Source organism: Litoreibacter janthinus (assembly GCF_900111945.1).
GTDB lineage: Bacteria > Pseudomonadota > Alphaproteobacteria > Rhodobacterales > Rhodobacteraceae > Litoreibacter > Litoreibacter janthinus.
Genome location: NZ_FOYO01000001.1, coordinates 119325 through 145889 on the forward strand (window position 1 = coordinate 119325; position 26565 = coordinate 145889).

Consider the following 26565-nt stretch of genomic DNA (forward strand, 5'->3'; position numbering starts at 1 on the left):
ACCTTCTTAGAATGGGAACACCAAGCAGCTTTTTCAGCGAAATGCAGACGGAGTCTGGCGTCAGAACTCCATATGAGCGTTACGACAAATGGTTCGTCGCGCAGGACCGGCAACGCCTTTCAAAGAAATCGGGCGAAGCTGAAGCTTTTTTCAGAAGCACGGGCATCACGTTTAACGTCTATGGCCAAACCGACGCAGAAGAGCGTTTGATCCCATTTGATCTTGTGCCGCGCATTCTATCGAGCCGTGAATGGACGAAGCTGTCCGCAGGCATCGATCAGCGCGTCCGCGCTATAAATGCGTTTTTGCACGATATCTACAACAGGCAGGAAATTCTGCGGGCCGGCATCGTCCCGGTAGAATTGATCGCGAAGAACGACGCTTTTCTGCCGGAGATGATGAATTTCAGCCCGCCAGGCGACATCTACACGCACATTGTCGGGACTGACATCGTGCGCACAGGCGAGGATGATTTTTTTGTTCTAGAAGACAACGCACGCACCCCCTCAGGCGTCAGCTACATGCTGGAAAACCGCGAAACTATGTTGCAAATGTTTCCGGAGCTGTTCAGCCAGATCAAGGTTCAAAGGGTCAGCGATTACCCCAAGAACTTGCGTCAGTCGCTCGCCAACTGCGCACCCTCTTCATGCAACGGACGGCCTTGCGTGGCGATCCTAACGCCTGGCATCCACAACTCAGCCTATTTCGAGCACAGCTTTCTAGCGGACCAGATGGGCGTCGAGCTGGTCGAGGGTCATGATTTACGGGTGGTCGACGGGCATATCGCAATGCGTACGACGCGTGGGTACAAAGTCATCGATGTTCTATATCGGCGCGTCGATGATGACTTCTTGGACCCGCTGACTTTCAATCCAAAATCCATGTTAGGTGTGCCAGGAATTATGGATGTCTATCGCGCCGGAAACATCACCATTGCGAATGCACCCGGAACAGGTGTGGCCGATGACAAAGCGATCTACAGCTACATGCCTGAGATCGTAGAATTCTACACCGGCGAAAAATCCATCCTGAAAAACGTGGAAACCCATCGCTGTTCCGAGCCGGATTCGTTGAAATATGTGCTGGATAACCTTGCGGAGCTCGTAGTCAAAGAGGTCCATGGATCCGGTGGCTACGGCATGCTGGTCGGGCCTGCTGCCAGTAAAAAAGAGATCGCAGAATTCAGAGAAAAGCTGAAAGCGCGGCCCAGCAACTACATCGCTCAGCCAACGCTATCGCTTTCCACGGTGCCCATTTTCACAGAAAAAGGCCTTGCTCCGCGCCACGTTGATTTGCGCCCGTTCGCGCTCGTGTCACCGAGCGGAGTCGATATCACACCTGGCGGCCTGACACGTGTCGCGCTGCAAGAGGGAAGTTTGGTTGTGAATTCTAGCCAAGGTGGCGGGACCAAAGACACTTGGGTGCTGGAGGACTGAACAGATATGTTGGGCAAAACCGCAGGTGGGCTCTACTGGATGTTTCGGTCGCTCGAGAGGGCCGAGAACACCGCACGACTTCTTGAAGCCGGCTTCCGCATCGCCTTGACGCGGTCTTCCGACACCGAAAGCGAGTGGAAATCCGTCATTGTGACGTCTGCTGCGCAAGCCAAGTTCGAAAGCAAGTACGGCAGCTACGACAGTGAAAAGGTCTCTGACTTCCTTTTGCGCGATCCTGACAATCTGAGCTCTGTCTATTCGAGCGTAAAGTCCGCCCGCGAGAATGCGCGTCTCGTCCGTACAGCTCTGACAACAGAGGTTTGGGCAGCCGTCAATGAAACGTGGATTATCCTAACGGACATCTTCAAGTCCCCAATTCCGCAAACAGAGCTGCCCGCCGTTTTGGCCACCATTCGCCGCCAGTCTGCACTTGTACGTGGGGCGTTACACGGAACGATGCTTCGCAACGAGATCTACGATTTTTGCCGTATTGGCACATTCGTGGAACGGGTCGACAACACAGCCCGCATCATCGACGTCAAGTACTACGCCCTGCTTCCTTCTCCAATGCTTGTCGGCAGCCGAATGGACAACAAGCAATGGGAAACGATCCTGAGATCTGTTTCAGCCCATCGATCCTTTCGTTGGGCCGTCGACGACGACGTGACTGCAGCCTCGGTCGCCAACTTTCTAATTCTGGACCGCAGAATGCCACGCTCCCTCACTTTCGGAGTATCCGGGCTTGTCTCCAACCTCGGCTATTTGGCGGAAGAGTATGGCGAAAGGCTACCCTGTCACGAAGTCGCTAACGTCTTGCGCGCCCGCATAATAGGCCGTGATATCAGATCAATATTCGACGAGGGCCTACACGAGTTCCTCAGCTCGATCATTCTCGATACTGCAAACCTAGGCTTGCAGATTGAGCAAGACTACAGGTTCAATAGCTGATGCTGCTCTCGGTCAATCACATCACGCGCTATAGCTATGATCATCCGGTCAGCTATGCGCTCCAAAAGGTCCGTCTGCGCCCTCAAACGAGTTGCATGCAAGAGGTGTCGGATTGGTCCCTGACCATTGAAGGCGGCAAGATCGAAGCTGGTTACACAGACCATTATGGCAATCATGTTGATCTGCTCAGCATTGATCCGGACGCTAAGGCCCTATCGATCTCCGCCCACGGCAGTGTAAGGACAGAGGACCGCGCAGGTATGCTTGGAAAAACCTACGGCGTCGCACCGCTGTGGCACTTTCTGCAACCGACCGCTCTCACCAAGCCCGGCGCAACGGTTGTTGGGCTTTCGAAGAAAATCACAGCAGCAAGTTCGATTTTGAACGGGCTTCACGCGCTTTCCGAAGCGGTGCTAAAGGCGATGCCATATGAGTCAGGTCACACCGACATGGAAACCAATGTCGAGCAGGCACTAAAGCTTGGGCACGGGGTCTGCCAAGACCACGCTAATGTTTTCATCTCGGCGGCGCGTGCCGCTGGTGTCCCAGCCCGATATGTGAGCGGATATCTGATGATGACCGATCGGGTCGATCAAGACGCAAGCCATGCTTGGGCAGAGGCGCATCTTGATGATCTGGGCTGGGTTGGATTCGATGTGTCGAATGGGATCGCCCCCGATGAAAAGTACATTCGTATTGCAATTGGCACCGATGCACACGCTGCCGCTCCGATCTCCGGATTGCGAATGGGGTCAGGCAACGAAGCTATGATTGTATCTTTGCAAGTCCAGCAGTAGTCATACGCCGTAAAACCCTCGAAAGTGATCGAAATGACGTATTGTGTTGGTATGCGCATAGACAAGGGCTTGGTCCTTATGTCCGACACGCGGACAAGTGCCGGTGTGGATAACTTCTCCATCACTCGGAAAATGTTCACTTGGGCTATTCCCGGGGAGCGCAAGATCACCATCTTGACCGCCGGCAATCTCGCGACCACTCAGGCTATGATCAGCCTTCTCGAAGAACGCTCAAAGCTGACAGAAGACAGGGATCCCAGTATCTTACGTCAACCGACCATGTTCCAAGTTGCGCGTTTGGTCGGAGAAACCCTGAAGGAAGTCATCGCGGGAAGCAGCCCAAATGGGCAGACCTCCAGCGACACGTTTCGGGCCTCCGCCATTCTTGGGGGGCAAATTGAGGGCGGCAAGCCGACGATTTTCATGATCTATCCGGAAGGCAACTTCATCGAGATCACCAGCGACACCCCATTCTTTCAGATCGGGGAGACCAAATATGGCAAACCGATTCTGGTGCGCGCCTATGACCCTGAGATGAGTTTCGAAGATGCAGTGAAGCTGCTCCTGGTATCTTTCGACTCGACAGTGAAATCGAATTTGTCGGTTGGCCTGCCCTTCGACATCGAGATTTACGAGACCGACAGCTTAAGTGCTGGCCGGACGGTTCGGATTGAGAAAGACGACCCGGTCTACCTAACCATCTCGAATGGGTGGGGCGACGCCCTGAAGAACGCATTCCAAGACTTGCCAAACTACGAGTTTTGACACCTACACAATCGCAATGGTCGACCTGAGCAGCCCAAATCGACCACCTTTGCTCTAGCAGCTATTCGTTACGGTATTTGCAGAACCCATGTTATATTGACCCCACTTTTCGGGAGGTCGATTGCATGGATAATCCGAGCGTCACAGTTCTTATTGGCACCACAAAGGGTGCGTTTTTAGCCTCTGCGCACAACGGTCGAGATGACTGGAAAATCAAGGGACCGTTCTGCGACGGCTGGCCAATAAATCATGTCATCGGTGATCCAGACAGCGGTAAGCTGTGGGCAGGCGGCGGCGGTGAATGGTCCGGTGCTGGCGTTTGGCATTCCAAAGATGGCGGGGCAACTTGGGAGGTCACCAGGCTGACCAAAGGCTCTATGGATGATTGGGCTGCGAACGACCCCGACTTCGCGAAGATGATCGGGTGGACTGAAACCCCGCTTCCCTTCGAGGATCAGTTTTCTCAGATTTGGTCGCTGGGCCAAGTCGGCGGCAAGCTCTACGCGGGCACAAAGCCTGCGAATTTGCTGGTGAGCGACGATGACGGGAAGACATGGGCGAAGGTCGATAGCCTGACAAATCACGATTCCGCCGAAACTTGGAATCCGGGTGCTGCAGGGTTGGTTCTGCACACGATCGTCGCGGACCCTAAGAACCCGCAGAAGCTGTGGGTCGGCATCTCGGCCGCGGGCGTGTTCGCCACCGAGGATGGCGGCCAAACGTGGGACCGACGCAACCGCCTGTCTAATGCCGAGTCCTGCGCACATCATGATCATCCAGCCGCGCCGCGTGATGGCGAGACTGGTCATTGCGTTCATAATATGATGCGCGCACCTGGCGACGATGACCTTCTATATCAGCAAAACCACCACGGTGTTTGGCGGTCATCTGATGGTGGCCGCAGTTGGGATGACATCACCGAAGGCCTGCCCTCCACATTCGGTTTTCCGATCCGCGTCCACCCCCGCGATCCTGACACCATTTGGACATTACCCTTGAACGGCGATAGCTCTGGCCGGTTCCCCCTTGATGCGGCAGCGGCGGTCTGGCGTTCCAAAGACGGCGGCGCGACTTGGCAAGATCTGCGCAACGGGCTGCCTCAGGAGTCGTGCTATTTTACCGTGCTCCGGCAAGCCATGGCAGGGGATGCTTGTGAGCCGGCAGGTCTGTATTTCGGCACGAATAGTGGCTCGGTTTTTGCCAGCATTGACGAGGGAGAGAACTGGAAAGAAATCGCGCGGCACTTGCCGACCATTCTTGCTGTTGAGGTCTTGGACCGAGCGTAAACGCGTAACGAGCAGCCCGAGGCAGGTTAGTGAAAATCCCTGCTTGGAAACAACTTCTTAGCCTGATCGCGCGGATGCATGGCGCGTGGCGGGTGGTTTTGGCGGCGAGGCGCGTCATCTGCCTGAGGTTGGGTGACACCGATCGCGGCCTCCAACGGATGCCCAAGATCGGTAAGGCGGTAAGACATGTCTTCAATATCTTGCGCGATCAAGTGAACGACGATGCCCTCCCGCTGCAGATAACCCGTCACCCGCAAAAGCCGCCCCCCCATCACAACCCGACGGAAGCGCTCATACACCTTGGGCCAAACAACAATGTTGGAAACGCCGCTTTCGTCTTCCAGCGTCAGAAAAATCACGCCAGAAGCAGTGCCCGGACGCTGGCGGGTGATAACAAGCCCGCACACGCTGGTGCGCCCAAGCGGGGCGGTCGGCAGTTCTGCATGAGGCGTCAAGCCGGACATTGAGGGGCGCAATAACTCCATCGGATGCGCCTTGAGCGTCAAACGCATGGACACGTAATCCTCAACCACCTCTTCGCCCAAATGCATCACCGGAAGTTCCACCTGCGGCTCTCGGATGCTCTCGCCATCGATCGGATCATTGAACAGCGGCAGCGGCGTCTGCCCGCGCACCGCCTTCACCTGCCAAAGCGCATCACGACGTGCCAATCCCATATCGGAGAAGGCATCTGCCTCAGCCAGTCGCTCCAAAACCCAAGGGGCCACACCTGCACGTAACCACACCGCCTCCGGGTCCCGGTATCCGTTGCCCCGCGCGGACACGATCCAGCCTGCGTCCTCTTCCTTGAAACCTTTGATCTGGCGGAATCCGAGCCTTAATGCCAAAGCCCCGTCCGCCCTGCGCTCCAGCGTGTTATCCCAGCCGCTGGCATTCACGCAGATCGGGCGAACCTCTATCTGATGCTCTCGAACATCACGGACGATCTGAGCCGGAGCGTAAAACCCCATAGGTTGCGAATTGAGCAAGGCGCAGGCGAAAATCGCCGGATGATGACGCTTCAGCCAGGCCGAAACATAGGCCAGCATCGCAAAGGCGGCCGCGTGGCTTTCAGGGAAGCCGTAATCCGCAAACCCTTCGATCTGCCCGAAACAGCGCTCTGCCACTTCAGGCCTATATCCGTTCTTCAACATCCCTTTGATGAACTTGTCTTTGAACTGCCCTATCGTCCCCATCCGCCGAAACGACGCGAGCGAGCGGCGCAGGTGGTCAGCCTCTTCCGCCGTAAAGTCGGCACCGACCACCGCGATCTGCATGGCTTGCTCCTGAAACAACGGCACGCCAAGCGTCCTCTTGGTCACTGCTTCCAAAGCAGGGCCAAACGGCTCTGGCTTTTCAAGCCCTTGCCGGCGCCGGACATAGGGCTGCACCATACCCCCCTGGATTGGGCCCGGGCGAACGATAGCCACCTCGATAACCAAATCGTAGAACGTCGCAGGTTTCATGCGCGGCAGGAAATTCATCTGCGCGCGGCTTTCCACCTGAAAGACACCAACCGCGTCAGCTTTCTGGAGCATCTGATAGGTCGGCGCATCCTCTTGCGGGATCGTAGCAATAGTTAAGGTCTGGCGCTCATAATGCTCCAGCAACTCAAACGCCTTACGGATGCAGCTGAGCATCCCAAGCCCCAAAATATCGACCTTCAGAATACCCAATGTGTCGATATCGTCTTTGTCCCACTCGATAATTGTCCGGTCTTCCATCGCGGCATTCTCGATCGGGCACAGCTCATCAAGCCGTCCTTTGGTGATGACAAACCCACCCACATGCTGGGACAGGTGACGGGGGAAACCGATGATCTCGCCAATAAGGCGGATGGTCTGGGCAAGGCGGCGGTCTGTGGGGTCCAACCCAAGCTCTCTGATCCGCTCCGGATCGGCACCGCCACTCGACATGCCCCATATTTGCCCCGACAGGCCAGCGGTCACATCTTGGGACAGCCCCATCACCTTACCCACCTCGCGGATAGCAGCTCGAGACCGGAAATGGATCACCGTGGCACATAATCCCGCGCGGTGGCGGCCATATTTCTGGTAGATCCATTGGATGACTTCTTCACGCCGCTCGTGCTCGAAATCCACGTCGATATCTGGCGGCTCGCCTCGGTATTTCGACACGAACCGCTCAAAAACCATGGCTATCTGGTCAGGGGAGACATCGGTGATGCCCAACAAATAACAAAGGATAGAATTGGCAGCAGAACCGCGGCCCTGACACAGAATGCCAACAGATCGCGCGTATTGAACGATGTCGTGAACGGTCAGGAAATACGCCGCGAAACCAAGGTCTGAGACGACCGACAACTCTTTCTTCAGCAGATTCCAAACCCGTTCCGAGGCACCGTAGGGATACCGGTTTTTAACACCTTCGTAGGCCAGCCGTTCCAGCCGTTTTATCGGCGTTTCAACCTCGGAAATCTCGTCTGGATATTCGTAGCTAAGCTCGCTCAGGCAAAAGCCGCATTGCGTGGCAATATCCATCGTCCGTTGCAAGGCGGCGGGATGGTTACGGAACAGCCTTGCCATGTCGCCATGCCCTTTCAGGCGGCGCTCGGCATTGGGCAGCGCGCGCGTGCCGATCTGGTCGATTGTCACATGCTCGCGCATGCAGGTCAGAACGTCAGCGAGTTGCTTGCGGCTGCCACGGTGCATCAAGACGTCGCCCACAGCCACCATGGGGGCAGAGGTGCGCAACGCCAGTCTGGCACAGGCGTTCAGATAGGCCTGATCCGACCCGTCATAACGTGGGACAGCCCCAAGAAATACATGACCCGGAAAACGCCGCCTGACCTGTTGGATATGGTCCGCCGCCGTCCTTAGTTTGTGCTGCGGCAGCGCGATCAAAAGCATGCCTGCGCATCCCTCAAGAATATCCTTCAAATCAAGAAAGCATTCCCCCTTCTCAGCCCGCCGCTTTCCCAAAGTCAGAAGCCGGGTGAGACGTTTGTAAGCATCGTGATCCCGTGGCAGCGCCACCCAGTCTACCGAACTGTCACGTAATACTAGACGGCAGCCCACAATCAGCTTGGGTAGTCGCGGAGTATCTGGGCAAGGAATATCCTCCGGCGTGCCGACCTCCTGCCGCGAGCACGAGTCGATCTTGTGTTGGGATCGAATTTTGATGCTCTCTGAAGCCTCGCGCTTCAACTCTTTCAGCGCGGAATAAGCCCGCACAACTCCCGCCAAAGAATTCCGATCTGTGATCGCAATGGCAGCTAGGCCCAACTGAGCCGCGCGCGTCATCATTTCCTCCGGATGTGACGCGCCAGTCAGAAAGGTGAAGTTGGTAGTGACACATAGCTCCGCATATTGCTGCAAGCCACTCTCGGACAGGCCGCGGTCGGCAATGGTATCGGTCATGCAAATTCCCCATGCACAAACCATCCTGGCCGTTGTGGTGTGTAATACAGCCAAAGCCTCCGCCCTTGGCGGGTGTCCACTTTCCAGTAATCCCGAACTCCGGAACGCCAGTTGTCATCTTCAAGCCACCACTCTGGCGTTATCCTTTCCGGCCCTGTGGCGCGGGCGGTAGACAACGCCATACGTCGCCAGCGGAAATTTCTCGGCGGGCGCGTATCCATACCCGCGATGGGTTCGGGCGGGAAAAGGCGCAATGGACGCGGGCGCAAAGCAACCCACGACCCTTCCGGTTCAGAGTAAGCCGCAGGCGCGATGATAAAGCTGCGTTCAGGTATATGGCTGTCGGCAGGTAAAAAGCGTTGGATGTTCTCCAACCCGATCCGCGTGCCCAAACGAGAGATCAGATCTTCCAACTGGTCCTTTCGGCAGGTCGTGACCGCACTGACCTGATGGGCGGGCAAGGTCTCTACTTGGGTCGCTTCCAAACGCATCTGGTCGATACCGAAACCGGCATCCACATTCGCCACCCCGCGCTCAAAAAGTGGCAAGATGCGATCTGGGTCACGCAAGGGCCGGGCCAAACGGAGCTCAACCACCTGCGCCTCCTGATCAACGCGCCGCAGGGTCAAACACAACCTCCGCGCACCCGTCTCCTGCGCCTTTAGTTTGGCACATAGCGTCGCAAGCAAACGGGCCGTTCCAGCCATGACATCATCATAAAGTCCGATTGGGTCGGGCAAGGTCATGCGCACGCCATAATGGGGCGGCTCAGCCAGCGGGGTAATCTGCTCAGCTTGATGTCCCAGAGCTTGATCAAGCCGCATCATCAGGTCCGGTCCGAAACGCCGCGTCAGTGGGGCGCGAGGCGTCCCGGCCAAATCCGCGACCGTGCGCAAGCCCAACCGTTGCAACGCGACTGCTGTCTTTTCTTCCAACCGCAAAGCCATGATGGGGAGCCCGCCCAGCGCCTCCAGCCCCCTGCCCGGCTTGGCCAATCCTTCCCCGTAATGGGCCAGCGCCCAAGCCGCCCCGCGCGTATCCGCCAACCCGATCCGCGCAGAAAGTCCCGCGCGGCTCAATCGCTGGCGCATATCGGAAAGCATGATCGCCTCGCCGCCAAAAAGATGTGCCGCTCCGGTAATGTCGAGCACCAAACCGTCTTTCCCTTCCAGCCCGACCCACGGGCAGTAGCGCGTCGCCCAACGGCGCAACACATGCAGAAATTGCGCATCACCGTTCAAATTCGCAGGGCGGCTTTTCACTTCAGGGCAAAAGGCCCGTGCATCTGAAAAGGCCATACCCTGATGTAGTCCCTGCTGCTCCGCCTGAGCATTCAGGCAATAAATCCGGTTCGCGTTATTCTGCTTGAGCGTCAGAACGAAAGCCCCATCAACAGGACGCAGCCGAAGGGCCCGGTCACTCGCTAACCGAGGGAACCACATGGACGCGACGCGACGCTGCATTCCATCGAACATGCCAGACACCTAATGTTCCCGATTTGTTCTTGGTAATCTCCCAACGCTGGAGAGTCGAGTCATCGGCATCAAAAACCGGGGTGCAGTGCCAACGGGTTTCGACGGCATTACTCCCCATCCCTTCAGGGATAAGGCAAAGCCCCGTCGTCTTCCCTGCTTTCGCCGCAAGTTGCAGCCGCCGCCCTGCCGTCAAGCTCAGCGGTTCGCCCAACTCAATACACACGAACGGAACAGCTCCATCCCGCAAAGCTTCTTCCATGACAGCAAGGCCATCGATCTGGTCTTTGGCCTGAGCAACCAGCAGCTTGGCAGGGTCAATAAACCCGCTCAACCCGACCGGATAAAGAACCTCCGGACGCCACGCCTCTCTAATCCAAAGAATGCTGCTCTCCGCCCGCGCAACCGCCATAGCGGCAAAGCTGATCGCACCGGCCCCACAGGCTTCGTGAACGCGAGATTGGCGTAGCGGGAAATGAGAAAAAAGATCAGGCTTCATCTGCAGGAAACTACAACGAACACGTCAGGTTTCAAATCCCCGATCACAGAGGGTTCCTTGCTAACGCGACTGAACTCAGCGGATCAGCATCTTCATCCCATCCAATATGGAATAGACCCGCTTGCCCGTAGCAGCCTCGATCGCCTGCGCATATGGGGGCAAATTTCCGCATTCCAAAACAATCGCACCAAGGTCAGGCATCGCACGGCACAGCCTCACCGCTTTTTCGGTCACTGCGGTTTGGATTGCCTCTTGGCTAATACACCCACCCTGCCTCTCCTTGGGCACAAGGATCGCCGAGGCAAAAGCCTCGCAGTCTTCCATGCCCTCGATCAACGCGTGATCCAGCGCAATGCCTGCCGCTGAAAGCGCTGCGGACCCAAGGTTGGGTTTTGACGCCGTAATAATTCCAACAGGTCGATTTCCATGCGCCGCACGCACGAATGGAAAAAGAGACAGCGCCGAAACCATGACCGGAATGCCAACACTTTTCGCGATCTCGTCTTGGACCGTCACAAGAAACCCGCAGGTGGATGTCAGGGCAACAGCGCCCTCAGCCTCTAGCGATCTGGCCGCGGCACAAAAGGACGCGACCAAGGCCGGATCGGGGGTGCCGTCGCGCACAATGTCGGTACTGCCAGCTTTTGGTACGACCTGCGTTCGGGCCGGAAGGTGATAGCTTGCGGTGTTACCCGCATCCCCAACGATCCGCTCGAACACAGTATCGAGCATCAAAACTCCGATAAAACCACTCATCTGCGTCGACCAAAAATTGCTGGTGTCGAATATATCGGAATCTGCGATGCCGCGATAAAAAGCCCAAGTGCAGGATTGGCTGGAAGAACCGCGAGGAAAAACGAAACATTGCGGTTGCCAAACATCATCCCCAAAGCGCTCGCCGTGTCAGGGTCGGTGACCCTGCGCGCGGCGAATGCCACAGCAACATGCCCGCCAAAGTTCAGCAGCAACGCCAAACAAAGAAGTCCGAACGCTTGCATAGGTTTCGCTATGACAAAACCGCCAACCCCGTCGAAAAGAGGGAACAGGAAAAGGATCATTGCCAACGCTGCTACGCCATTGAACGCCTCGCTATTCACCGAAATTTTGGACTTTCCGATGGCAACCTGAAGCGCTAGGCCGATGAAAATGCCGCCAGCAATCATAAGAGCTATTTGCTGCGCCATCACCACAGGTGCAATGTCGGCCTGAACACCAACAAGACCAAGGCTGAAGGGCCCAAGGAACGGCAACGCCACTGTCGCCAGCAGACCGAACTTCAAGGTGATGCGCGCATTGTACCCCAACAACAGCGCGAGATTTGCGGCGGAACTCAAGGGTGGTGAAGCTCCAAAAACCGCGAGGGCAAGCAACGTCTCGGATGACGCCCCGAAAATTTGCCCGAGCCAAACCATACCAAGGCAGGTCAAAGGGCCAAATACGATCAGAAGAGCAAACAGCCCTGCAACACTTCGCCCATTCCCCAGTTCACCCAGAATGGCCCCCAGATCGAGCCGCGCGATCGCAAGCCCCAGCACCAGCGATACCAGCACCGGCAAAAAGGGCCGAAGCATCGTGGAAACGCCCGGCAGGAACGCGACAACAACCATACCGCCCAACATCACGATACCGGCGTGACGGCCGACAAAACGTAAAAAGTTCATTGGGACAACAACTGGTCCGGCAACCATGTCGCCAGCCCCGGAAACGCGACCAGAATGGCGACCATCAATACCATGATGCCAAACATCGGCAGGGCCGTTTTGGCGATATATGTGATGTCGTGCTTGGTCATGGATTGCAGCACAAAAAGATTAAACCCTATTGGCGGTGTGATTTGGGCCATCTCGACCACCACAACGATAAAAATGCCAAACCAGATAAGGTCGATCCCTGCCGCGCGGATCATCGGCTCGATAATCGCCATGGTCAAAACGACTGCCGAAATCCCGTCAAGAAACATGCCGATCACAATGTAGAACACCGTAAGGGCTGCGATCAACGCGACCGGCGACAGATTGAACTCCGCGATCCACGCGGCCAAGGCGCGCGGCAGACCGGTAAAGCCCATGGAAAGCGACAGGAAGGCCGCCCCCATCAAGATCAATGCAATCATGGCGCTGGTGCGCGTTGCCCCTAAAAGGCTTTCGATAAATGTGTGGCGGTTCAGCGATCCCTGCAGCGCCGCAAGCACCAGCGCACCGACCACACCGAATGCCGCGGCCTCCGTCGGCGTCGCATAGCCGCCATACATGGAGCCGATGACAACCACCACAAGCGCGATCACAGGTATAAGCAGAGTCGAGTTCTTTAACGCAGCAATAAACCCCATCCGCGGTTCAGGCTCTGGGCGTTGCGCTGGTCGGAGGAAATACCAAGCGACAATGTACAACATAAACATCGCCGCCAAAACAAGGCCGGGGATCACGCCTGCCATGAACAGTTTGGTGATGCTTTCTTTAACAGTGACCCCGTACACGATCAGCGTTAGCGATGGCGGGATCATCAGCCCCAAAGTAGCCGCCCCTGCCAAAGTGCCTATGGTCATGAACTCCGGATAACCGCGCTTTTGCAATTCCGGAATCGACATCTTGCCCACTGTTGTCAGGGTAGCTGCGGAAGACCCTGAGACGGCAGCAAACACCGTGCACCCAACGACATTGGTATGTAGCAAGCCGCCGGGAATACGCGCCAGCCAAGGGGCAAGGCCTCTGAACATATCCTCAGACAGGCGCGTTCGGTAAAGAACCTCTCCCATCCAGATGAACAGCGGAAGTGCGGTCAGCGTCCAACTGCTAGAGCTGGTCCAGACCGTGATGATCATCGCATTGCCCGGGTTACGCGAAGTGAACCCGATCATCCCGATATAAGCGACCCCCATCAATGCGAGCCCGACCCAAATGCCTGACCCTAAAAGAAAGAACATCACGAACAGGAATATTCCGATCTTCAGCGCGACAGCATCTCTGTCAAAACCCGTCATCGCTTGCATTGATGCGTAGACAATCAACAGCACAATACCGACAGCAATCGCTCGGCTGGCTTTTGAGCTCAGCAGATAGCCAGCCCAATCGTGCCCGTAATCAACGGCATCAACCCCCTGATAGCTGGAGAAAACAATGCGCGCCAAATTATCGACAACAGCGACTGCGAAAACTACAGCGCCAATCGCCATAAAAGTCTGCGGCATCCAAAGCGGCGTAGCGTCCTGACCTTGTGAGATATCGTTGATACGGGCTGAAAGCAGCGTCGCCTTTACCGCGAACCATGCAAGAAACAGCGCCGACAGGCTTGCCAGAGTGTAGCACCAAATTTCGACGACACGACGAAATCGGCCGGACTTACTCACAAAAAGCGCCACGCGGATATGCGCGTTGTGATTGAATGTATAGGCCATTGCCAGAAAGGACGTCGCGGCCATTGCGTAGCCGGCATATTGCGCGCCACCCGGGAATATCTGACCGCTCCAGCGCGCCACCATTTGCGCGATGACCAACCCAAGGATGGCAATCAGAGCAATCGCGGCTGCAAAGCCGGATGTTTTGTAAAGACCGTCCAATAGGCTACGCAAGGGCGGCTCCTTCAAGTATCTAAGGGAATTAAAAATTGGCCTCCGCCATGATCAGACAGAGGCCAATGTTTTTACTTCTTATAGGCGCTCACAATTGCAGCGCCCGCGTCGCCTGCTTGCTCAAGCCATTCGTTGGCCATTGTGTCGCCGATTGCGGCAAGGTCAGCGGCCAGCTGTTCGCTTGGCTCAGATACGGTCAGCCCGTTGTCCGCCAGAGTTTTCAGGAAACCCCCTGCAAGCTCGGCCGCCTTTGCAGAGCCACGGGCCTCCGCATCCGCCGATTTACTGGTCAGGCAATCCTTCGACGCCTGTGGCAATGCATCAAAAGCATCCGAGTTCACAAAGATCGAATTGCGCGGGAGCCATGCTTTTGCATCGTAGAAGTTGGTCAGATCCTCCCATACCTTTTCGTCAACGCCCGTTGAACCAGATGAGATGAAGGCCTGAACGACGCCAGTGGCCAACGCCTGCTTGAGTTCGGCAGCTTCAATCTGTGTCGGAACCATCCCGCCCAGTTCAGCCACGCGCGCGGTTGCGGCGTTGTAGGCACGGAATTTTAGGCCAGCAGCGTCAGAAATCGCGTTGACCTCTTGCGCAAAGTAAAGACCTTGTGGCGGCCATGGCACAGAGTAAAGCAGTGTCATATTCTGCTCATTGAGCAGCGCGTTCAGGGTCGGGCGGGCCGCATCGCGCAATGCATCAGATGCCTCGAAAGAGGTCGCCAAGAACGGCACGGAGTCATATCCAAATACAGCGTTCTCGTTGGCGTGAGCGGATAGCAGACGCTCGCCAATTTGGGCTTCGCCAACTTGGACAGCGCGTTTAATCTCGTCGCCCTTGAAAAGCGAACCACCCGCGTGAATCGTGATGTCCAACTCGCCGCCGGAGCACTCACGCACCTCGTCAACGAAAATTTGCGCGTTTTCGGTATGATAGTTATTGGCAGGATAAGCCATCGGCATATCCCAATTCTCGGCGGAAGCGGTTCCGGCCATTGCAGCGGTGGCGACGGACGTCGCTAGCAGCGTTTTAATCGTAGTCATTTCATGTCTCTCCTAGTTGGGTCGTTTCTTATCGATTAGCGGTTGATCGAGCGGCTCGGCGCGTAAGCCGCGAGGTCTGTATTTGGCGCCCGACCGCTGGCCAATTGCGCAAGCCAACGCCCGGTTTTTGGTCCGCCGGTTAGCCCGACATGTTGGTGACCATATCCCAGCAACACATTGCTAGCATGAGGTGCCTGCCCGATGACCGGAAGGGAATCTGCCGTGCTTGGTCGGTGTCCCATCCATTCGACGACCCGATCATAAGTCAGGTCTGGAAACAAGTCTTTCACTTGCCGCTTGAGCAGCTCAAACGGGGCCTTCGACGCAGGCGCATCCAGTCCTCCAAACTCGACCACGCCCGCGCATCGTAGGCGCCCATCCATGGAATTCATGGCGAATTTTCCAGCGCTGACCATGACGGGGCTTTTGAGTATTATCGACGGATTAACATACTCCAAGTGGTAGCCGCGCTCGGATTCCAACGGAACTGTGATCCCTAGTTTCTTCGCAAGCGGACCGGACCAAGCCCCCAAAGTGAGGACGTATTGGTTCGCTGTCAGCACGCCGGTATCCGTCTCGATCCCCACACAGGTGCCGTCCTCGACAGCAAGATCGCGGATCGTCGCCTTCTGAAAAACGCCTCCTTTTGCGCAGAACACATCCATCAATGCTCCGACATAGGCACCCGGGTCAGAGATGCGGCCATGCTGCAGCAACCGCACACCGAAACCGAAGCGTTCCGAGAGAGAGGGATCATAAGTGGCCAGATCACCTGCCGACATCTCTTCGAAAGGGACGCCATGGAGTCGGCGGATGTCCCAGCCGTAACCATCAGCCAAATAGGCCTCACGGTCAGCGTAGCCGTAAATCCAATCCTCGTTGCTGAGAAATCGCGCGGCAGGAGTTCCGTCAGCAAGGGCATGATGTTGATCGACAGAGTCGTGGAGAAGATCGTGCAAGCCGCCTGCGATATGTTCAACCGACCGCGACTGCGCAAGATACTGGCGCAAAAACGGAAGCAAACGTGGCAGATAAGACCACTTCAGAAACAACGGTTGATTGCGGCTGAATAGCATACTGGGTGCTTTGGTAAGCAAGCCCGGCACGCTCACCGGAACAATTGACCCAGATGCGAGAACGCCTGCGTTCCCGTAGGACGTGCCAGCAGCAGGTCCCTCACGATCTATCAGGGTTACCTCAAAACCATCGCGTTGCAACCAAAGCGCTGTTGCGACGCCAACAATACCGGCCCCAACGACCATGATCGTCTCGTTCGTCAATGCATCCCCCATTTGAACACCAAACACCGCCTTCTAGCATTTCGAAAAGGGTTTCGGCGCAAAAAAGGCGACCCCCAAAATAACATGGAAGTCGCAAACAGGATGTGTGGATTTAGAAGCGCAAGTAAAACAGGCGTTTGGTCGTCACTTTACGACGGCGCCGGAAAATTCTCGTTCCATATCAGATCGGTTTGGAAGGCTGTCGATATGTGCAAGCGTCTGCGACCGATAGGCCTGCGACACGCGAGCATCTGATAAGCCCTGCTCCAGCATCCCGCGATAACGCGGGCTTGGGGAGGCCTCAAAAGGAAGTGTGACAAGACCATGATACGATAAGGCTTCGAACACGCCTCCATCCAGTTCAACCTTGACCATGAAGCGGCCATACCGCGATGAAGAAACTCCCTCGCGCTTGTCCAACGCGGGTAATGCCTCGACAGGCAGATGGAACAATGCGCCCTCGGCAATTTGATCTGGGCGCGCTTCGATATTGGCGAAACACACATTCTCGGGAACGGAAGCATAGTTGAAAACCAGCTGAAATCCGGAAAGCCGTGCCGGTCCAACAAAATAGTCCAGAACATCTATCTCTAGTGATCGCGTAAGGCTCGCTTGGTCCATGCAAGACCCATAAGCGAAGTAATAAATTCGGTCGGCGGCTTGGGTCATATCATGGCTCCAAAATCAACAGCGGTAAAGGCAAACAGTCCAAGGGCAATAAAGACGACACCCATTATTCGGTGCAGCACGATTTGGCCTTTTGTACTTTTTGCAAAGATGGTTCGCATTTTTTGACTGGCCATGACGAGCACAGCTTCAATCATAAACGAGAACACAACGACCAATACGCCAAGCCCCAGGAACCAAATAGCCGGGCTGCTGTTGTTCGCGGGCATGAAACCGGGCAGTAGTGCCAAGAAAAAGAGAGCGACCTTTGGGTTCAGGATGTCTATGACAACGCCATCAAGGAAGATGCGCGTCATAGCTTTCCGATCCGACATTGGCACCACGACGATCGCCTCGGCCTTTTCGCGGAGGGAACTCACGCCAAGCCAGATCAGGTAGCTTGCACCCGCAGCAAGCAGCAGTGCAAACGCGAAGTCCGGCAATTGCGCAGCCAAAGCGAAGATGATCGTGGCAAAGACGACATGGAACAGTGCGCCAACGGAAACGCCCGCCGCAGAAACAATGCCAGCCGGGGCCCCCTGCGCGATCGCGCGGCTTAAGATATAAGCCATATCGGGACCGGGCGTGATATTGAGGATAAGCACCACAAGGAGGAAGCCGCCCCAAAGTTCAATCGTCATTTTATGTATGATCCATTATGCATGATCCATAGCGTCGTTTCGTCATGGCAAATCCGCCATACGGTGATTTGAAAGTGCTAAGCGTCCCGCCGCAACTGCATCCCAAGTCAGTCGGAAATCAGTGTGCAAAGCAGTAATGGGCTTGTAATGCTCGGCTTCATCAAGCGACGCCAAGGTGAAGTCAATCTCTTCGGGACGGCCTGCCTCGGAAAAGCTGATCTGTGTACCGCAATTCGGGCAGAATTGGCGCACGCATCCCTTGCTGCTTTGATATTGCGTCGCTTCGCCTGTTTGCTTGAAGGCGTCACGACGGACACTCCCCCAACCCAAATGCGGCGCACCTGATGTGCTTCTACAGATCGAGCAATGGCAAATGGTCAAATCTCGCGGGGTCTCCCAAAGCGAATAGCGCAAGGCCCCACAATGGCAGCCGCCCTGCGCCACTGGACGCACGCCACCCAAAGCAAGCACCGCGCGGTAGTCCTGAGCGACGGCGTCAACCAGCTCTGTTGGCGCGTTTGCTGCGGAGGTTGTTTTGTGGAACCCAACACTTTGCGCGACTACGCTGTGCCACTCGCGAGTCCGCTGCCATTCTTGGCGATCCTCAGGCTCCCAGCTCAACATGTCCTCTGAATACCGCAATCCATCCAACACGATCCTGATCTTCTCTTCGGATGAATAATGCTTGCGGGTCGCACGCTTGATGTCTTTGACGATCTTCTCGCCGGGGCTCTTTGCTGTCTTTCTCATCGTCCACTCCTCGGTGGTTACGATGAGCAACAAACCCTCTCTTAGCAAATTACCCTAAATGGACCCATAAGCGCTGACGTCAGACAATCCTGACACCAGTTGTGCTCACTGAGATTACAGACAAGGCAGACAGGATCAGAGTTTTCACACTACTTTCCGTATTCATCATGGCAGGATTTGGCTTGTCCCCCGTCTTTGGGTATCTGCTGGTGGATGCAGGCTTTGATATTGGACTGACTTTTACGCTGACCGCTGTGCTTTGCCTCATAAGTGGTGCACTGTTCATGTCGCTCCGCGGTGCAATCGCCAAGCTTTCGCATGGTCAAACACCTTCCATCAGCAGCGGGTTAAGCATGGTCGCATTGCGACAGGTTTTCCGCTCAAGAGCTATTCGCCCGATCATCATGGTCGGCCTCGGTGCGTCGGTTTTTGCGGCAGTGACCAACTTCCAGACTGTCTTCGCCGCACAAAACGGATTGGAATACGCGACCTACTTTTTTGCATATACGGTCACTGTAATCATTTGCAGGGTCGTTTTTGCCGAGTTCATGGGCGGGCGCGCACCCTATGGCACCATCAGCGTCTTGCTCGCGATTATGGTCGCCAGTGTTGCAAGCCTGATGTTTCTGACCGACGGACGGATTTCATACATCATCGGGGCCGTTCTTTTTGGGATCGGCTACGGTGTATCTTACCCGATTGTCAAAGCGATGGCGGCAAATGATGCGAAACCCGAGTACTTGGAGCAAACGCTTCAGATATTTGGGTTCTCGTACTTCATTGGCGTTTTTGGCTTCCCGTTTATCGCCGGGTGGACAATCACAGCGTTTGGGATCGGCAGCCTGTTGGCACTGGCAATCGTGCTTTCGGCAGTCGAATGCCTGTTGGCCTTTCATAGATTCGCAACCGACAATCGAACCCTGATTGCGAAGAGCGCTCCCGACTAAATCTGGGACACAGTTCCGGCGGGTTCAAGCGCGCGCTCGCGTCAGGCAATGTCGTCTAACGCAACCCGTTGCGAGCGATATAGTCTGCCAGATCCAGGATCACCGCGCCACGCGCTGTCGCAATCGCCTGTGGCCCGCCCAGTGGATCAAACGGCACTGAAAGCTCGAACAGGCCAGACCGTTCGCGCCCGCCATCCGGAACCCCTACAAAAAACTGCCCTGACGCACGAAATTGTCCGTTCGCACCTGCGATAAGGCTTTCAAAACGAACCTCTAACCGCGCATCCGGAAAGGCCTCGAACGGCCAAGGCTCGGATGCCACACGAGCGCCGGTTATGCGCGCAAGATTACGTGTCAATTCCAGCGAAACTGCCCTTTCAGGACTATCCGCCCAAAGCACAGCAGCGTCGGTGGCAAGCTTGCCATCCAGACCTTCGACGGCGATCTCGTTCGCGCTGGCATAGGTCGGTAAGGAAATATCCCGCACCTCTACGGAGCGGAACGCAATGCGTTGCTTCTGTTCGACCTGCGGTGGCGTGACCGGATAAAGGTCAGGCGTTGCCCCACAGCCCGTAAGCGCAAGGATCGCCCCAAACATAGCGAGCTTAAGATAGTTCATGTTCATCTTCCCCGAATAAGTGAGCCTGGGTTGCGTTCGAGCATCCGAGCAAGCGACGTCATCGCCTCCGCCGCCTTAGAAATATCACGCAACGCACTCTGAGCATCCCTGCTCAAAACATCGCCCTTGTTGTAACCTGCAATGGTTTGATTGGCTTGATTTAGAACGACCCGCACACGTTCCACCAACGCCGGCAAGTCTTGTGTCGACGTCGCCACCGCATCGGCAGCTTTGCGGGCCGAGTCTAGGGTCGCGTTGATGTTGGTGACGGCCCCGCCTTCTCGCAATTCGCGTAGGGTGGCGTTAATCTCGTTCAAGGCAGCACCAAGATCAGCAGGCAGTTGTTTCGCGGCATCGGTTCCCAAAATCGCGTCTGCCGACGCTGTGAGTGTGGTCAGCTGCGTCGTTAAAGTCTCTAGCGGCAAGGTCTCGGCCTTCGCAGCTACAGCTTGAAGTTGTGCAATCAACGCAGGGACACCTTCAACAGATGCGTTCACGCCGTTGGCAGCAGCAGCAGCTGCATTGACAGCCGCCAGAAGCTGCGTTGAAAACTTGTCCTCTTCCAACTGCGCCAACAGGGTTTCAAAACGGCCGAGCGTTGCGTTCAGCTTGACTGGAATAGCTTGCAGATCGTCGGAGGCAACAATATCGCGCACATCCCCGAGCAGGGCGCGTACGACCTGTGGCGTCTCACGCAAATCCTCACTGGAGATCAAGGCATCCGCACTGTTCAGGAACTGAATGGCGCTGTTGAGCAATTCTTCAATGGGCAAATTGTTGATACGCGCCACAACCCCCTCAACCGTGCCTGTGACATCAGTTATTTCACTATCGGTGCTAGGGATGATCGGTATGATGCCCTCACCCGTTTGCACGACATAGAGCGGGGCGTTTTCCACCTCGATCAATTCGATTTTCAAGCCCCCAGCCAAAAGGCTTGCGGAAGCCAGACGCGCGCGCAGGCCCTCTTCTATGCGCCGCTTCAGAAACTGCAGGGCTGCGGTTGGGGTGACCTCATCTTGCAATCCAAGCCGCGCGGGCTGGATGTTCAGCACGGCGTTCAATCGAACACGCTCATCCCCGAAAGCGTCGGCATCAATAACGCCCGAGACCCCTGTCACACGGCCAATCTGCAACCCGCTCAGCTCGACTGGGGCATCAATGGTCAAGCCGGAGACGCTCTCGTCGAAAACCACCCGCATTTGTAATGGTTCCGCTTGGGAAGAATTGAACACACTTTCACGGGCAGAAGCCTCATCAGGATACACTTCGAAGCTATTGCCATCGGAAACGCGGCGCCCGCTGGAAACGAAGGTTTCGAAAGTCACCCCGCCACCGACAAGTGTCGCAAGAGATGAGAAGTCGATTTCGGCCCCACCTGGGCCCACTGAAAATGTGAAACCTGAGGTATCCCAGAACCGTGTGGTTGGGGAAATCAGACGGCTATGGGGGTGGTAGATTATTGCCTCTGCGACGGCGAAACTGCCTTGCTGCGAAATGTGCGCCTTCCCAATACGCCCAACCTCAATCCCGCGAAACGTAATGGGGCTGTTATCCGTGAGGCTTCCGCCCGGCGTCGTCCGCAGCGTGATCTCAAGCCCTTCTTTGCCGTATCGGTAAAGCGGGGTGTTCGGGAGGCCTTTGAACCTCGACTGGGGCGGGCCTATTTCGCCATCCCATGAGCCTTCAATATACACGCCGGACAGAACAGTCTCGAGCCCACTGACACCTTGGGCGCTCAGCTCTGGCTGGACCACCCAGAAGGTTGAGCCCGCATCGACGAACGGCGCAACGTCTTTGTTCAGTCGCACATGAGCGACAACGCCGGACAAGTTCGGTGCAAATTTCACGTCTTCGACGACTCCGACGGCCACGTCGCGAAAGCGCAGCTCGGTTTCGCGCGTCGCGATACCCGATCCGTTTTTAAACTCGATCTCAATGAGAGGCCCGCGGTCGTTGTATGTCTGCCACGCGACACCAAGAGCTATGACCAAGGCCAGTATCGGGATGATCCAAACAAACGACGCATTCGCAAATATGGATTTGCGGGCAGGCGCGATTTTGACTGGCGTCGGTGTTTTACTCATCACTGAACGCTCCTTCGTGTTCGGTCTGAACATCCCAAATCATGCGGCTATCGAATGACTGCGCCGACAACATTGTGAAGATGACAGACAGAGCGAAAAACAAGCTTGCGCGGCCGGGGTTCACTGCGGCCAGTGTGTTCAACTGAACGAGTGACGACATGATCGCAACCACAAAAATGTCGATCATCGACCAGCGCCCGATATATTCGACGACTTCGTACAGGATTTGCCGATGATGATTTGACACACTGGACGGTCGTGTGACCGAAATCGCTAGAAACCCAATGGCCATGAATTTTGCCAAGGGAATGACAACGCTCGCAATGAGGATAATAAGAGCAATACCCACGGCCCCGTGGTGAATCAGCTCAACAGCGCCCCCGACGATAGTGTCTTCCTGCATGCTGAGCAGCGTGCGTGTTTGCAGCATCGGGTACATATTGGCCGGCACGTAACACATCAACCCGACCAGCCAAAGCGCCCAGACCCGTTGCAGGCTCTTTTCCTCGCGCGCGACAATTCTACTTCCGCAACGGCCACAGACTCGCGTGCCTGCGGGCCAGACCTGCGTGCATCGCGTACAGGCGACGACGTCAATATCGCGCGCGCTTATGATGCTTGCGTTTTGTCCAGCGACTTCCATACCGACCACCTACAAATGAAATTCTCCTGCACCACAACTAGAACGACCAAGGACGAAAACATCCAAAATGCGGGTCCGAACGCAACATCCGCCAGATCGCTGATCTTTACCAATGCCACCGCACAACCAAGCACAAATATCTCCGCCATGGACCAAGGCCGTAGGGCCTCTGACAGGCGAAAGGCCTGGGTCGCTCCTCGTGCGGGTGGATAATCAAGCACTATCGGAACAAGGACGTAGATCGTTAGCAACGCACGCGCTAACGGTACAAATATAATCAACGCCGCTGTAGTGAGCGTGAGAAACACCAGCGGCCCTTCGCTGAAGGCCAGCGCCGCATCAAGTATCGAGACAGAATTTGTTGTTCCAGCCGCTGAAATCGAAAGGAACGGGAAAACTGTCGCGCCGATGATCAATATTGCGATGGCAAGCGACACCGCGATAATCTGCAGTCCTGCCTTGCGACGCGGAGAGATCAAGACAGCCCCACATCGCGCACAGCTGGCTTTTTGCCCCGCTTGAGGGCGCTCAAGCGTGAACACAGCATCGCAATGCGTACAGACAATCAAGTTGTCGAGGGGAATCGGCAGCTTCTGGTTCATGAGCTTAAGTATCTGATTTTTGGCTCCAACGACACGCGATTCAGCTTGGCCACGTTCCGCCGATTGGGCTGTGACCTTCCCCCCTAAAATTGGGCGGATCGCCTCGATCCCGCGCAGATTGGCCTTTGCAGATGACATCGACTTGAAGCCGCGCATTGGGGTGATCAGCTTTTCAGGGCGGCATGATCGCTCTCAATCCTGTTATTTTCCCCTTTGCGGTTGATGTGCAGAATGCCTTCGCCACGGAGGTCGAAGCGGTTCATCTCACTGAGCACGCGGGCATAGCTGTGGGCCTTGTCGGTGGTGATCGACCGAGGTTGGTAGAGCCGGGCATTCTCACAGGCTTGCTTGAGAAATGCCCTTGCTGCCTTGACGTACCGACGTGCTGTTAGTTGGAAATCGACCAGTTGACCACTTTGATCGGCGGTGCGCCAAAGGTAGCGCCCCCTGCCACCAACCTTAATATAGGTCTCATTCACATGACAGTTGAGACCGCGCCAAGAACGATGTTTGAACGACCGTTTCGCGATCTCGGGGCCAAGCTTGCGCACCCACCTGTGGATCTTGGAGGCGTCAACTTCAATGCCGCGCTCTGCCAGAAGATCCCGCACATCTCTGCAAGAAAGGGCCTAGCGACAATACCAGCGTACTGCACACAGGTTAGTATCCGGCGGAAACCGATGATGTTTGAAGGGATTGCTTTGCATGCTGCATCTCCGAAACTTGACATGAGCTCAAAGCTGCAATCTCAAACAGATTAATGCAACAAACCCATTGAAAGGATGCTGACGTGAAACCGTCTCATGCTGACCCCAGTCTCGTACGCCTTGCCGGCGCGCTTTATTTGGCCATAATTTTTTGTGGGCTTACCGCTGAATTGTTGTTGCGCGGACCCTTGCTTCAGGGCACGCCAGATCAAATCGCCCAGGCGCTTGGCGCCAATATTGGACAACTTCGTCTGAGCCTCATTGCCGATACGGTGATGCTGTTGGCCGATGTCGCGCTTGCCCTCGTCTTTTTCGGTCTCCTGCGGCATATCTCCGAACCTTTGGCGCTTGCCGCAATGGTGTTCAGACTGGGTCAGGCTGCGCTCATCGGCGCCAGCTTAATGGCCCTAGGCAGTGCGCCGTCGTTGCTTGCAGACGCTCCACGCGTTGCGGTGCACATGACCGTCTTGCATGCGATAGGCTATGACATTGGCCTGATTCTCTTTTCGGTCAACAGCGTGATCATGTCTGTCCTGCTTTGGCGCTCGCAGGTGCCGAAAGTGATCGCGGGTGGCATCGCGGCTTCGGGCCTCGTTTATTCGACAGGGAGCCTGGCACGCCTTGCCGCGCCCGACTGGGTTGTTGTGATCGAGCCCGTTTACTTGATCCCCATGATCGCTGAAAGCGCTCTTTGCCTTTGGTTGCTTATCTGGGCACGGCTTTGAGCTAAGGTCGGCTATCGGGATTCTGCTGCCATCGGAGGCGGTGCAACAACCCCTTTCCCTGCACGAGGTCTCGTATTCTGACGTCCCAAATCGGACCTTCGCCAAAGGTCGCGACGATACAGTGCAGCTTCCTACAAGCGGCCGCTAATGCATCGCGCAGCGTTTTCAGGAACTAGAGGTCGGGTGTGCGGGACAAAACCGATAGTCTCGAGTGCAATTTTAATGGCCCAACTTCGTTCTTACGTCCGCCGACCCACCGAACGTTCCGACGAAAGTCGGTTTCGCGAACAGCTAGAGTCGCTACTATCGTACGAATGAAAAAGACCGGACCATTGCAAAGGTGGGGACACATTACGTTGCCGGGCCAATTTCTACTGGCTGGGGCGTTAGTTATGCTCGCCACGATGCTGACCGTCGGGCTTTGGGTTTCATCGAAAATCGAGCAGGCTGTCGTTCAGAATTCGGCACTGGCTGCTTCATCTTACATCGAGAGCTTTATTTCTCCGCTTAGTCAGGATCTCGCCTCCGGCGACGCGCTATCAGAGCCTGCCAGGCAGGCTATGGAAGAGATATTCTCCAACACCGCTTTGAATGAAAGGGTTGTGTCCTACAAGATATGGAAGGCAGGAGGGCTCATTGTTCAGGCATCTGATCCTGCACTGATCGGACGCGTATTTGAACCATCGGACGACTTGAGGGCCGCTTGGCTTGGTCAGGTTGCGGCTTCCTATGAAGACCACAACGACAGCGAGGATGAAGCAGAAGCCTTGCTCGGTGTGCCGCTTCTTGAGGTCTACAGCCCGGTGCGCGAGATTTGGAGCGGGCGCGTCATCGCGGTCGCAGAGTTTTACGAGCGCGCCGACGTATTGGAGCGCGAATTGTCAGACGCAAGCCGCAAAAGCTGGATTATCGTTGGCGCTTCTTTCTTGGCGAGCGGAGCGCTTTTATTCGGGATCGTTCAGACCGGCGGGCAGACCATTCGTGAGCAACGGCTGCGCCTTGAAGATCAGTTGGCGGCGACCGAAGAGCTAGCTACTCAAAATCACGCATTGCGCAGACGTGCAATCACCGCCAGCTCGCGCGCCACAGCGCAGACCGAACGCGCCATTCGACGCATCGGGCTCGACCTGCATGACGGACCCGCCCAGCATTTGTCTCTCGCAGCGCTCAGGCTTGATGCGGCCTTGGCAAAGGCCGACCTCCAGCAGCCCAATGAAGACATTCGGGAAACTCTAAATCAGGCTATGGAGGAACTCCGTGCGATATCTCGTGGCCTGTCTGTTCCTGATCTGGACCAGCTCGATCTTCCAAGCGTCGTCCGACGCGCTACGGAGGAAAACGAAAAACAAACAGGCATGTCGATTGAAACGAGCTTTGTGGGACGTGATCCCGGTGATCTGGGCTATGCGGAGAAGCTTTGCATCTACAGATTTCTTCAAGAAGGGCTTTCCAACGCCTACCGGCATGGCAATGTCACGGCGGCGCAGGTGCAGGTATGCGGGGGAGAAACCCATATTACGGTCGAGGTTTCAGACAGTGGCGCCGGTTTTGATGCCAATTTACGTCGTGAAATTCGTGATGACGGAGGTCAGGGCCTTCTTGGACTGCGCGACCGGTCAGAGAGTATTGGCGGTTCAATTGATATCGAAAGCAAACCCGACGCTGGAACGAAATTGCGGCTTTCGTTGCCGCTGGAGGAATGAG

Annotated in this window: 23 protein-coding genes and 2 pseudogenes; 8 read left to right on the forward strand and 17 right to left on the reverse strand. The window is 55.9% G+C overall.

What is annotated here, in order from left to right:
* Positions 1-11 precede the first annotated feature (11 nt).
* The 5 genes from BM352_RS00675 (at position 12) to BM352_RS00695 (ending at position 5232) form a co-directional block, all read left to right on the forward strand.
* Positions 12-1436: a circularly permuted type 2 ATP-grasp protein gene (locus tag BM352_RS00675; protein WP_090211197.1), complete on the forward strand. Its 1425-nt coding sequence runs from the start codon at positions 12-14 to the stop codon at positions 1434-1436.
* A 6-nt stretch (positions 1437-1442) separates the two neighbouring features.
* Positions 1443-2384 (forward strand): alpha-E domain-containing protein, encoded by a 942-nt coding sequence (locus tag BM352_RS00680; protein ID WP_090211199.1) that lies wholly within the window; start codon positions 1443-1445, stop codon positions 2382-2384.
* A complete protein-coding gene (locus tag BM352_RS00685; RefSeq protein ID WP_090211201.1) occupies positions 2384-3181 on the forward strand; it encodes a transglutaminase family protein in 798 nt (265 codons plus the stop codon). Before BM352_RS00680 ends, BM352_RS00685 begins: the two co-directional genes overlap by 1 nt.
* A gap of 33 nt (positions 3182-3214) precedes the next feature.
* Complete coding sequence (locus tag BM352_RS00690) at positions 3215-3946, forward strand: proteasome-type protease (protein WP_090211203.1); 732 nt, start codon at positions 3215-3217, stop codon at positions 3944-3946.
* A 125-nt stretch (positions 3947-4071) separates the two neighbouring features.
* A complete protein-coding gene (locus BM352_RS00695; RefSeq protein WP_090211206.1) occupies positions 4072-5232 on the forward strand; it encodes a WD40/YVTN/BNR-like repeat-containing protein in 1161 nt (386 codons plus the stop codon).
* Positions 5233-5258: 26 nt separating this feature from the next.
* Here BM352_RS00695 and BM352_RS00700 read toward each other — a convergent pair whose 3' ends face one another.
* From BM352_RS00700 to BM352_RS00750, 12 genes and pseudogenes are all read right to left on the reverse strand, one after another.
* Complete coding sequence (locus BM352_RS00700) at positions 5259-8612, reverse strand: error-prone DNA polymerase (protein ID WP_245780882.1); 3354 nt, start codon at positions 8610-8612, stop codon at positions 5259-5261.
* A complete protein-coding gene (locus tag BM352_RS00705; protein WP_090211211.1) occupies positions 8609-10087 on the reverse strand; it encodes a Y-family DNA polymerase in 1479 nt (492 codons plus the stop codon). The genes BM352_RS00700 and BM352_RS00705 overlap by 4 nt, the downstream gene beginning before the upstream one ends.
* Positions 10029-10583, reverse strand: a complete 555-nt coding sequence (locus BM352_RS00710; protein ID WP_090211213.1) for an ImuA family protein — start codon at positions 10581-10583, stop codon at positions 10029-10031. The genes BM352_RS00705 and BM352_RS00710 overlap by 59 nt, the downstream gene beginning before the upstream one ends.
* A 75-nt stretch (positions 10584-10658) precedes the next feature.
* Positions 10659-11339, reverse strand: coding sequence for an aspartate/glutamate racemase family protein (locus BM352_RS00715; RefSeq protein ID WP_139229763.1), 681 nt, complete (start codon positions 11337-11339; stop codon positions 10659-10661).
* Positions 11336-12244: a hypothetical protein gene (locus BM352_RS00720; RefSeq protein ID WP_090211219.1), complete on the reverse strand. Its 909-nt coding sequence runs from the start codon at positions 12242-12244 to the stop codon at positions 11336-11338. Before BM352_RS00720 ends, BM352_RS00715 begins: the two co-directional genes overlap by 4 nt.
* On the reverse strand, positions 12241-13563 hold the full coding sequence (locus BM352_RS00725) for a TRAP transporter large permease (RefSeq protein WP_245781019.1): 1323 nt from the start codon (positions 13561-13563) through the stop codon (positions 12241-12243). Before BM352_RS00725 ends, BM352_RS00720 begins: the two co-directional genes overlap by 4 nt.
* Positions 13564-13707: 144 nt before the next feature.
* Positions 13708-14166: pseudogene (locus BM352_RS19060) on the reverse strand (TRAP transporter small permease subunit); the annotation flags it as partial.
* A gap of 56 nt (positions 14167-14222) precedes the next feature.
* Positions 14223-15194, reverse strand: a complete 972-nt coding sequence (locus BM352_RS00730) for a TRAP transporter substrate-binding protein (protein ID WP_090211223.1) — start codon at positions 15192-15194, stop codon at positions 14223-14225.
* Positions 15195-15229: 35 nt separating this feature from the next.
* Positions 15230-16486, reverse strand: coding sequence for an NAD(P)/FAD-dependent oxidoreductase (locus tag BM352_RS00735; RefSeq protein WP_090211225.1), 1257 nt, complete (start codon positions 16484-16486; stop codon positions 15230-15232).
* Positions 16487-16618: 132 nt separating this feature from the next.
* Entirely contained in the window at positions 16619-17143 is a 525-nt protein-coding gene (locus tag BM352_RS00740) for a gamma-glutamylcyclotransferase family protein (RefSeq protein WP_090211228.1), read from the reverse strand.
* Positions 17140-17781 (reverse strand): LysE family translocator, encoded by a 642-nt coding sequence (locus BM352_RS00745; protein WP_090211229.1) that lies wholly within the window; start codon positions 17779-17781, stop codon positions 17140-17142. Before BM352_RS00745 ends, BM352_RS00740 begins: the two co-directional genes overlap by 4 nt.
* Before the next feature lie 42 nt (positions 17782-17823).
* Positions 17824-18405: a GFA family protein gene (locus BM352_RS00750; protein WP_245781020.1), complete on the reverse strand. Its 582-nt coding sequence runs from the start codon at positions 18403-18405 to the stop codon at positions 17824-17826.
* Positions 18406-18632: 227 nt separating this feature from the next.
* Between BM352_RS00750 and BM352_RS00755 the strand changes: the two genes are divergently transcribed.
* Positions 18633-19478: an MFS transporter gene (locus BM352_RS00755; protein WP_175500579.1), complete on the forward strand. Its 846-nt coding sequence runs from the start codon at positions 18633-18635 to the stop codon at positions 19476-19478.
* A gap of 55 nt (positions 19479-19533) precedes the next feature.
* Here the strand turns inward: BM352_RS00755 and BM352_RS00760 are convergent, their stop codons facing one another.
* The 5 genes and pseudogenes from BM352_RS00760 to BM352_RS00780 form a co-directional block, all read right to left on the reverse strand.
* The gene (locus tag BM352_RS00760) at positions 19534-20097 is read right to left on the reverse strand and encodes a PqiC family protein (RefSeq protein WP_090211236.1); all 564 of its coding nucleotides are present in this window, start codon (positions 20095-20097) and stop codon (positions 19534-19536) included.
* A gap of 2 nt (positions 20098-20099) precedes the next feature.
* Complete coding sequence (locus BM352_RS00765; protein ID WP_090211238.1) at positions 20100-22184, reverse strand: PqiB family protein; 2085 nt, start codon at positions 22182-22184, stop codon at positions 20100-20102.
* A complete protein-coding gene (locus tag BM352_RS00770) occupies positions 22177-22827 on the reverse strand; it encodes a paraquat-inducible protein A (RefSeq protein WP_175500580.1) in 651 nt (216 codons plus the stop codon). Before BM352_RS00770 ends, BM352_RS00765 begins: the two co-directional genes overlap by 8 nt.
* Positions 22794-23429 (reverse strand): paraquat-inducible protein A, encoded by a 636-nt coding sequence (locus BM352_RS00775; RefSeq protein WP_090219745.1) that lies wholly within the window; start codon positions 23427-23429, stop codon positions 22794-22796. The genes BM352_RS00770 and BM352_RS00775 overlap by 34 nt, the downstream gene beginning before the upstream one ends.
* Positions 23430-23501: 72 nt before the next feature.
* Positions 23502-24136, reverse strand: a pseudogene (locus BM352_RS00780) (IS6 family transposase); the annotation flags it as partial.
* An 83-nt stretch (positions 24137-24219) separates the two neighbouring features.
* On the opposite strand from BM352_RS00780, the gene BM352_RS00785 reads away from it, so the two are divergent.
* Positions 24220-24861, forward strand: a complete 642-nt coding sequence (locus BM352_RS00785) for a DUF4386 domain-containing protein (protein ID WP_090211241.1) — start codon at positions 24220-24222, stop codon at positions 24859-24861.
* A gap of 314 nt (positions 24862-25175) precedes the next feature.
* On the forward strand, positions 25176-26564 hold the full coding sequence (locus tag BM352_RS00790) for a sensor histidine kinase (RefSeq protein ID WP_090211243.1): 1389 nt from the start codon (positions 25176-25178) through the stop codon (positions 26562-26564).
* Position 26565 lies beyond the last annotated feature (1 nt).

What these genes read in the sequence shown, in the direction of transcription:
- BM352_RS00675 (WP_090211197.1), top strand. Translation starts at nt 12, where the DNA reads ATGGGAACACCAAGCAGCTTTTTCAGCGAAATGCAGACGGAGTCTGGC.
- BM352_RS00680 (WP_090211199.1), top strand. Translation starts at nt 1,443, where the DNA reads ATGTTGGGCAAAACCGCAGGTGGGCTCTACTGGATGTTTCGGTCGCTC.
- BM352_RS00685 (WP_090211201.1), top strand. Translation starts at nt 2,384, where the DNA reads ATGCTGCTCTCGGTCAATCACATCACGCGCTATAGCTATGATCATCCG.
- BM352_RS00690 (WP_090211203.1), top strand. Translation starts at nt 3,215, where the DNA reads ATGACGTATTGTGTTGGTATGCGCATAGACAAGGGCTTGGTCCTTATG.
- BM352_RS00695 (WP_090211206.1), top strand. Translation starts at nt 4,072, where the DNA reads ATGGATAATCCGAGCGTCACAGTTCTTATTGGCACCACAAAGGGTGCG.
- BM352_RS00700 (WP_245780882.1), bottom strand. Translation starts at nt 8,612, where the DNA reads ATGACCGATACCATTGCCGACCGCGGCCTGTCCGAGAGTGGCTTGCAG.
- BM352_RS00705 (WP_090211211.1), bottom strand. Translation starts at nt 10,087, where the DNA reads ATGTTCGATGGAATGCAGCGTCGCGTCGCGTCCATGTGGTTCCCTCGG.
- BM352_RS00710 (WP_090211213.1), bottom strand. Translation starts at nt 10,583, where the DNA reads ATGAAGCCTGATCTTTTTTCTCATTTCCCGCTACGCCAATCTCGCGTT.
- BM352_RS00715 (WP_139229763.1), bottom strand. Translation starts at nt 11,339, where the DNA reads ATGAGTGGTTTTATCGGAGTTTTGATGCTCGATACTGTGTTCGAGCGG.
- BM352_RS00720 (WP_090211219.1), bottom strand. Translation starts at nt 12,244, where the DNA reads ATGAACTTTTTACGTTTTGTCGGCCGTCACGCCGGTATCGTGATGTTG.
- BM352_RS00725 (WP_245781019.1), bottom strand. Translation starts at nt 13,563, where the DNA reads ATGACGGGTTTTGACAGAGATGCTGTCGCGCTGAAGATCGGAATATTC.
- BM352_RS00730 (WP_090211223.1), bottom strand. Translation starts at nt 15,194, where the DNA reads ATGACTACGATTAAAACGCTGCTAGCGACGTCCGTCGCCACCGCTGCA.
- BM352_RS00735 (WP_090211225.1), bottom strand. Translation starts at nt 16,486, where the DNA reads ATGGGGGATGCATTGACGAACGAGACGATCATGGTCGTTGGGGCCGGT.
- BM352_RS00740 (WP_090211228.1), bottom strand. Translation starts at nt 17,143, where the DNA reads ATGACCCAAGCCGCCGACCGAATTTATTACTTCGCTTATGGGTCTTGC.
- BM352_RS00745 (WP_090211229.1), bottom strand. Translation starts at nt 17,781, where the DNA reads ATGACGATTGAACTTTGGGGCGGCTTCCTCCTTGTGGTGCTTATCCTC.
- BM352_RS00750 (WP_245781020.1), bottom strand. Translation starts at nt 18,405, where the DNA reads ATGTTGAGCTGGGAGCCTGAGGATCGCCAAGAATGGCAGCGGACTCGC.
- BM352_RS00760 (WP_090211236.1), bottom strand. Translation starts at nt 20,097, where the DNA reads ATGAACTATCTTAAGCTCGCTATGTTTGGGGCGATCCTTGCGCTTACG.
- BM352_RS00765 (WP_090211238.1), bottom strand. Translation starts at nt 22,184, where the DNA reads ATGAGTAAAACACCGACGCCAGTCAAAATCGCGCCTGCCCGCAAATCC.
- BM352_RS00770 (WP_175500580.1), bottom strand. Translation starts at nt 22,827, where the DNA reads ATGGAAGTCGCTGGACAAAACGCAAGCATCATAAGCGCGCGCGATATT.
- BM352_RS00775 (WP_090219745.1), bottom strand. Translation starts at nt 23,429, where the DNA reads ATGAACCAGAAGCTGCCGATTCCCCTCGACAACTTGATTGTCTGTACG.
- BM352_RS00790 (WP_090211243.1), top strand. Translation starts at nt 25,176, where the DNA reads ATGAAAAAGACCGGACCATTGCAAAGGTGGGGACACATTACGTTGCCG.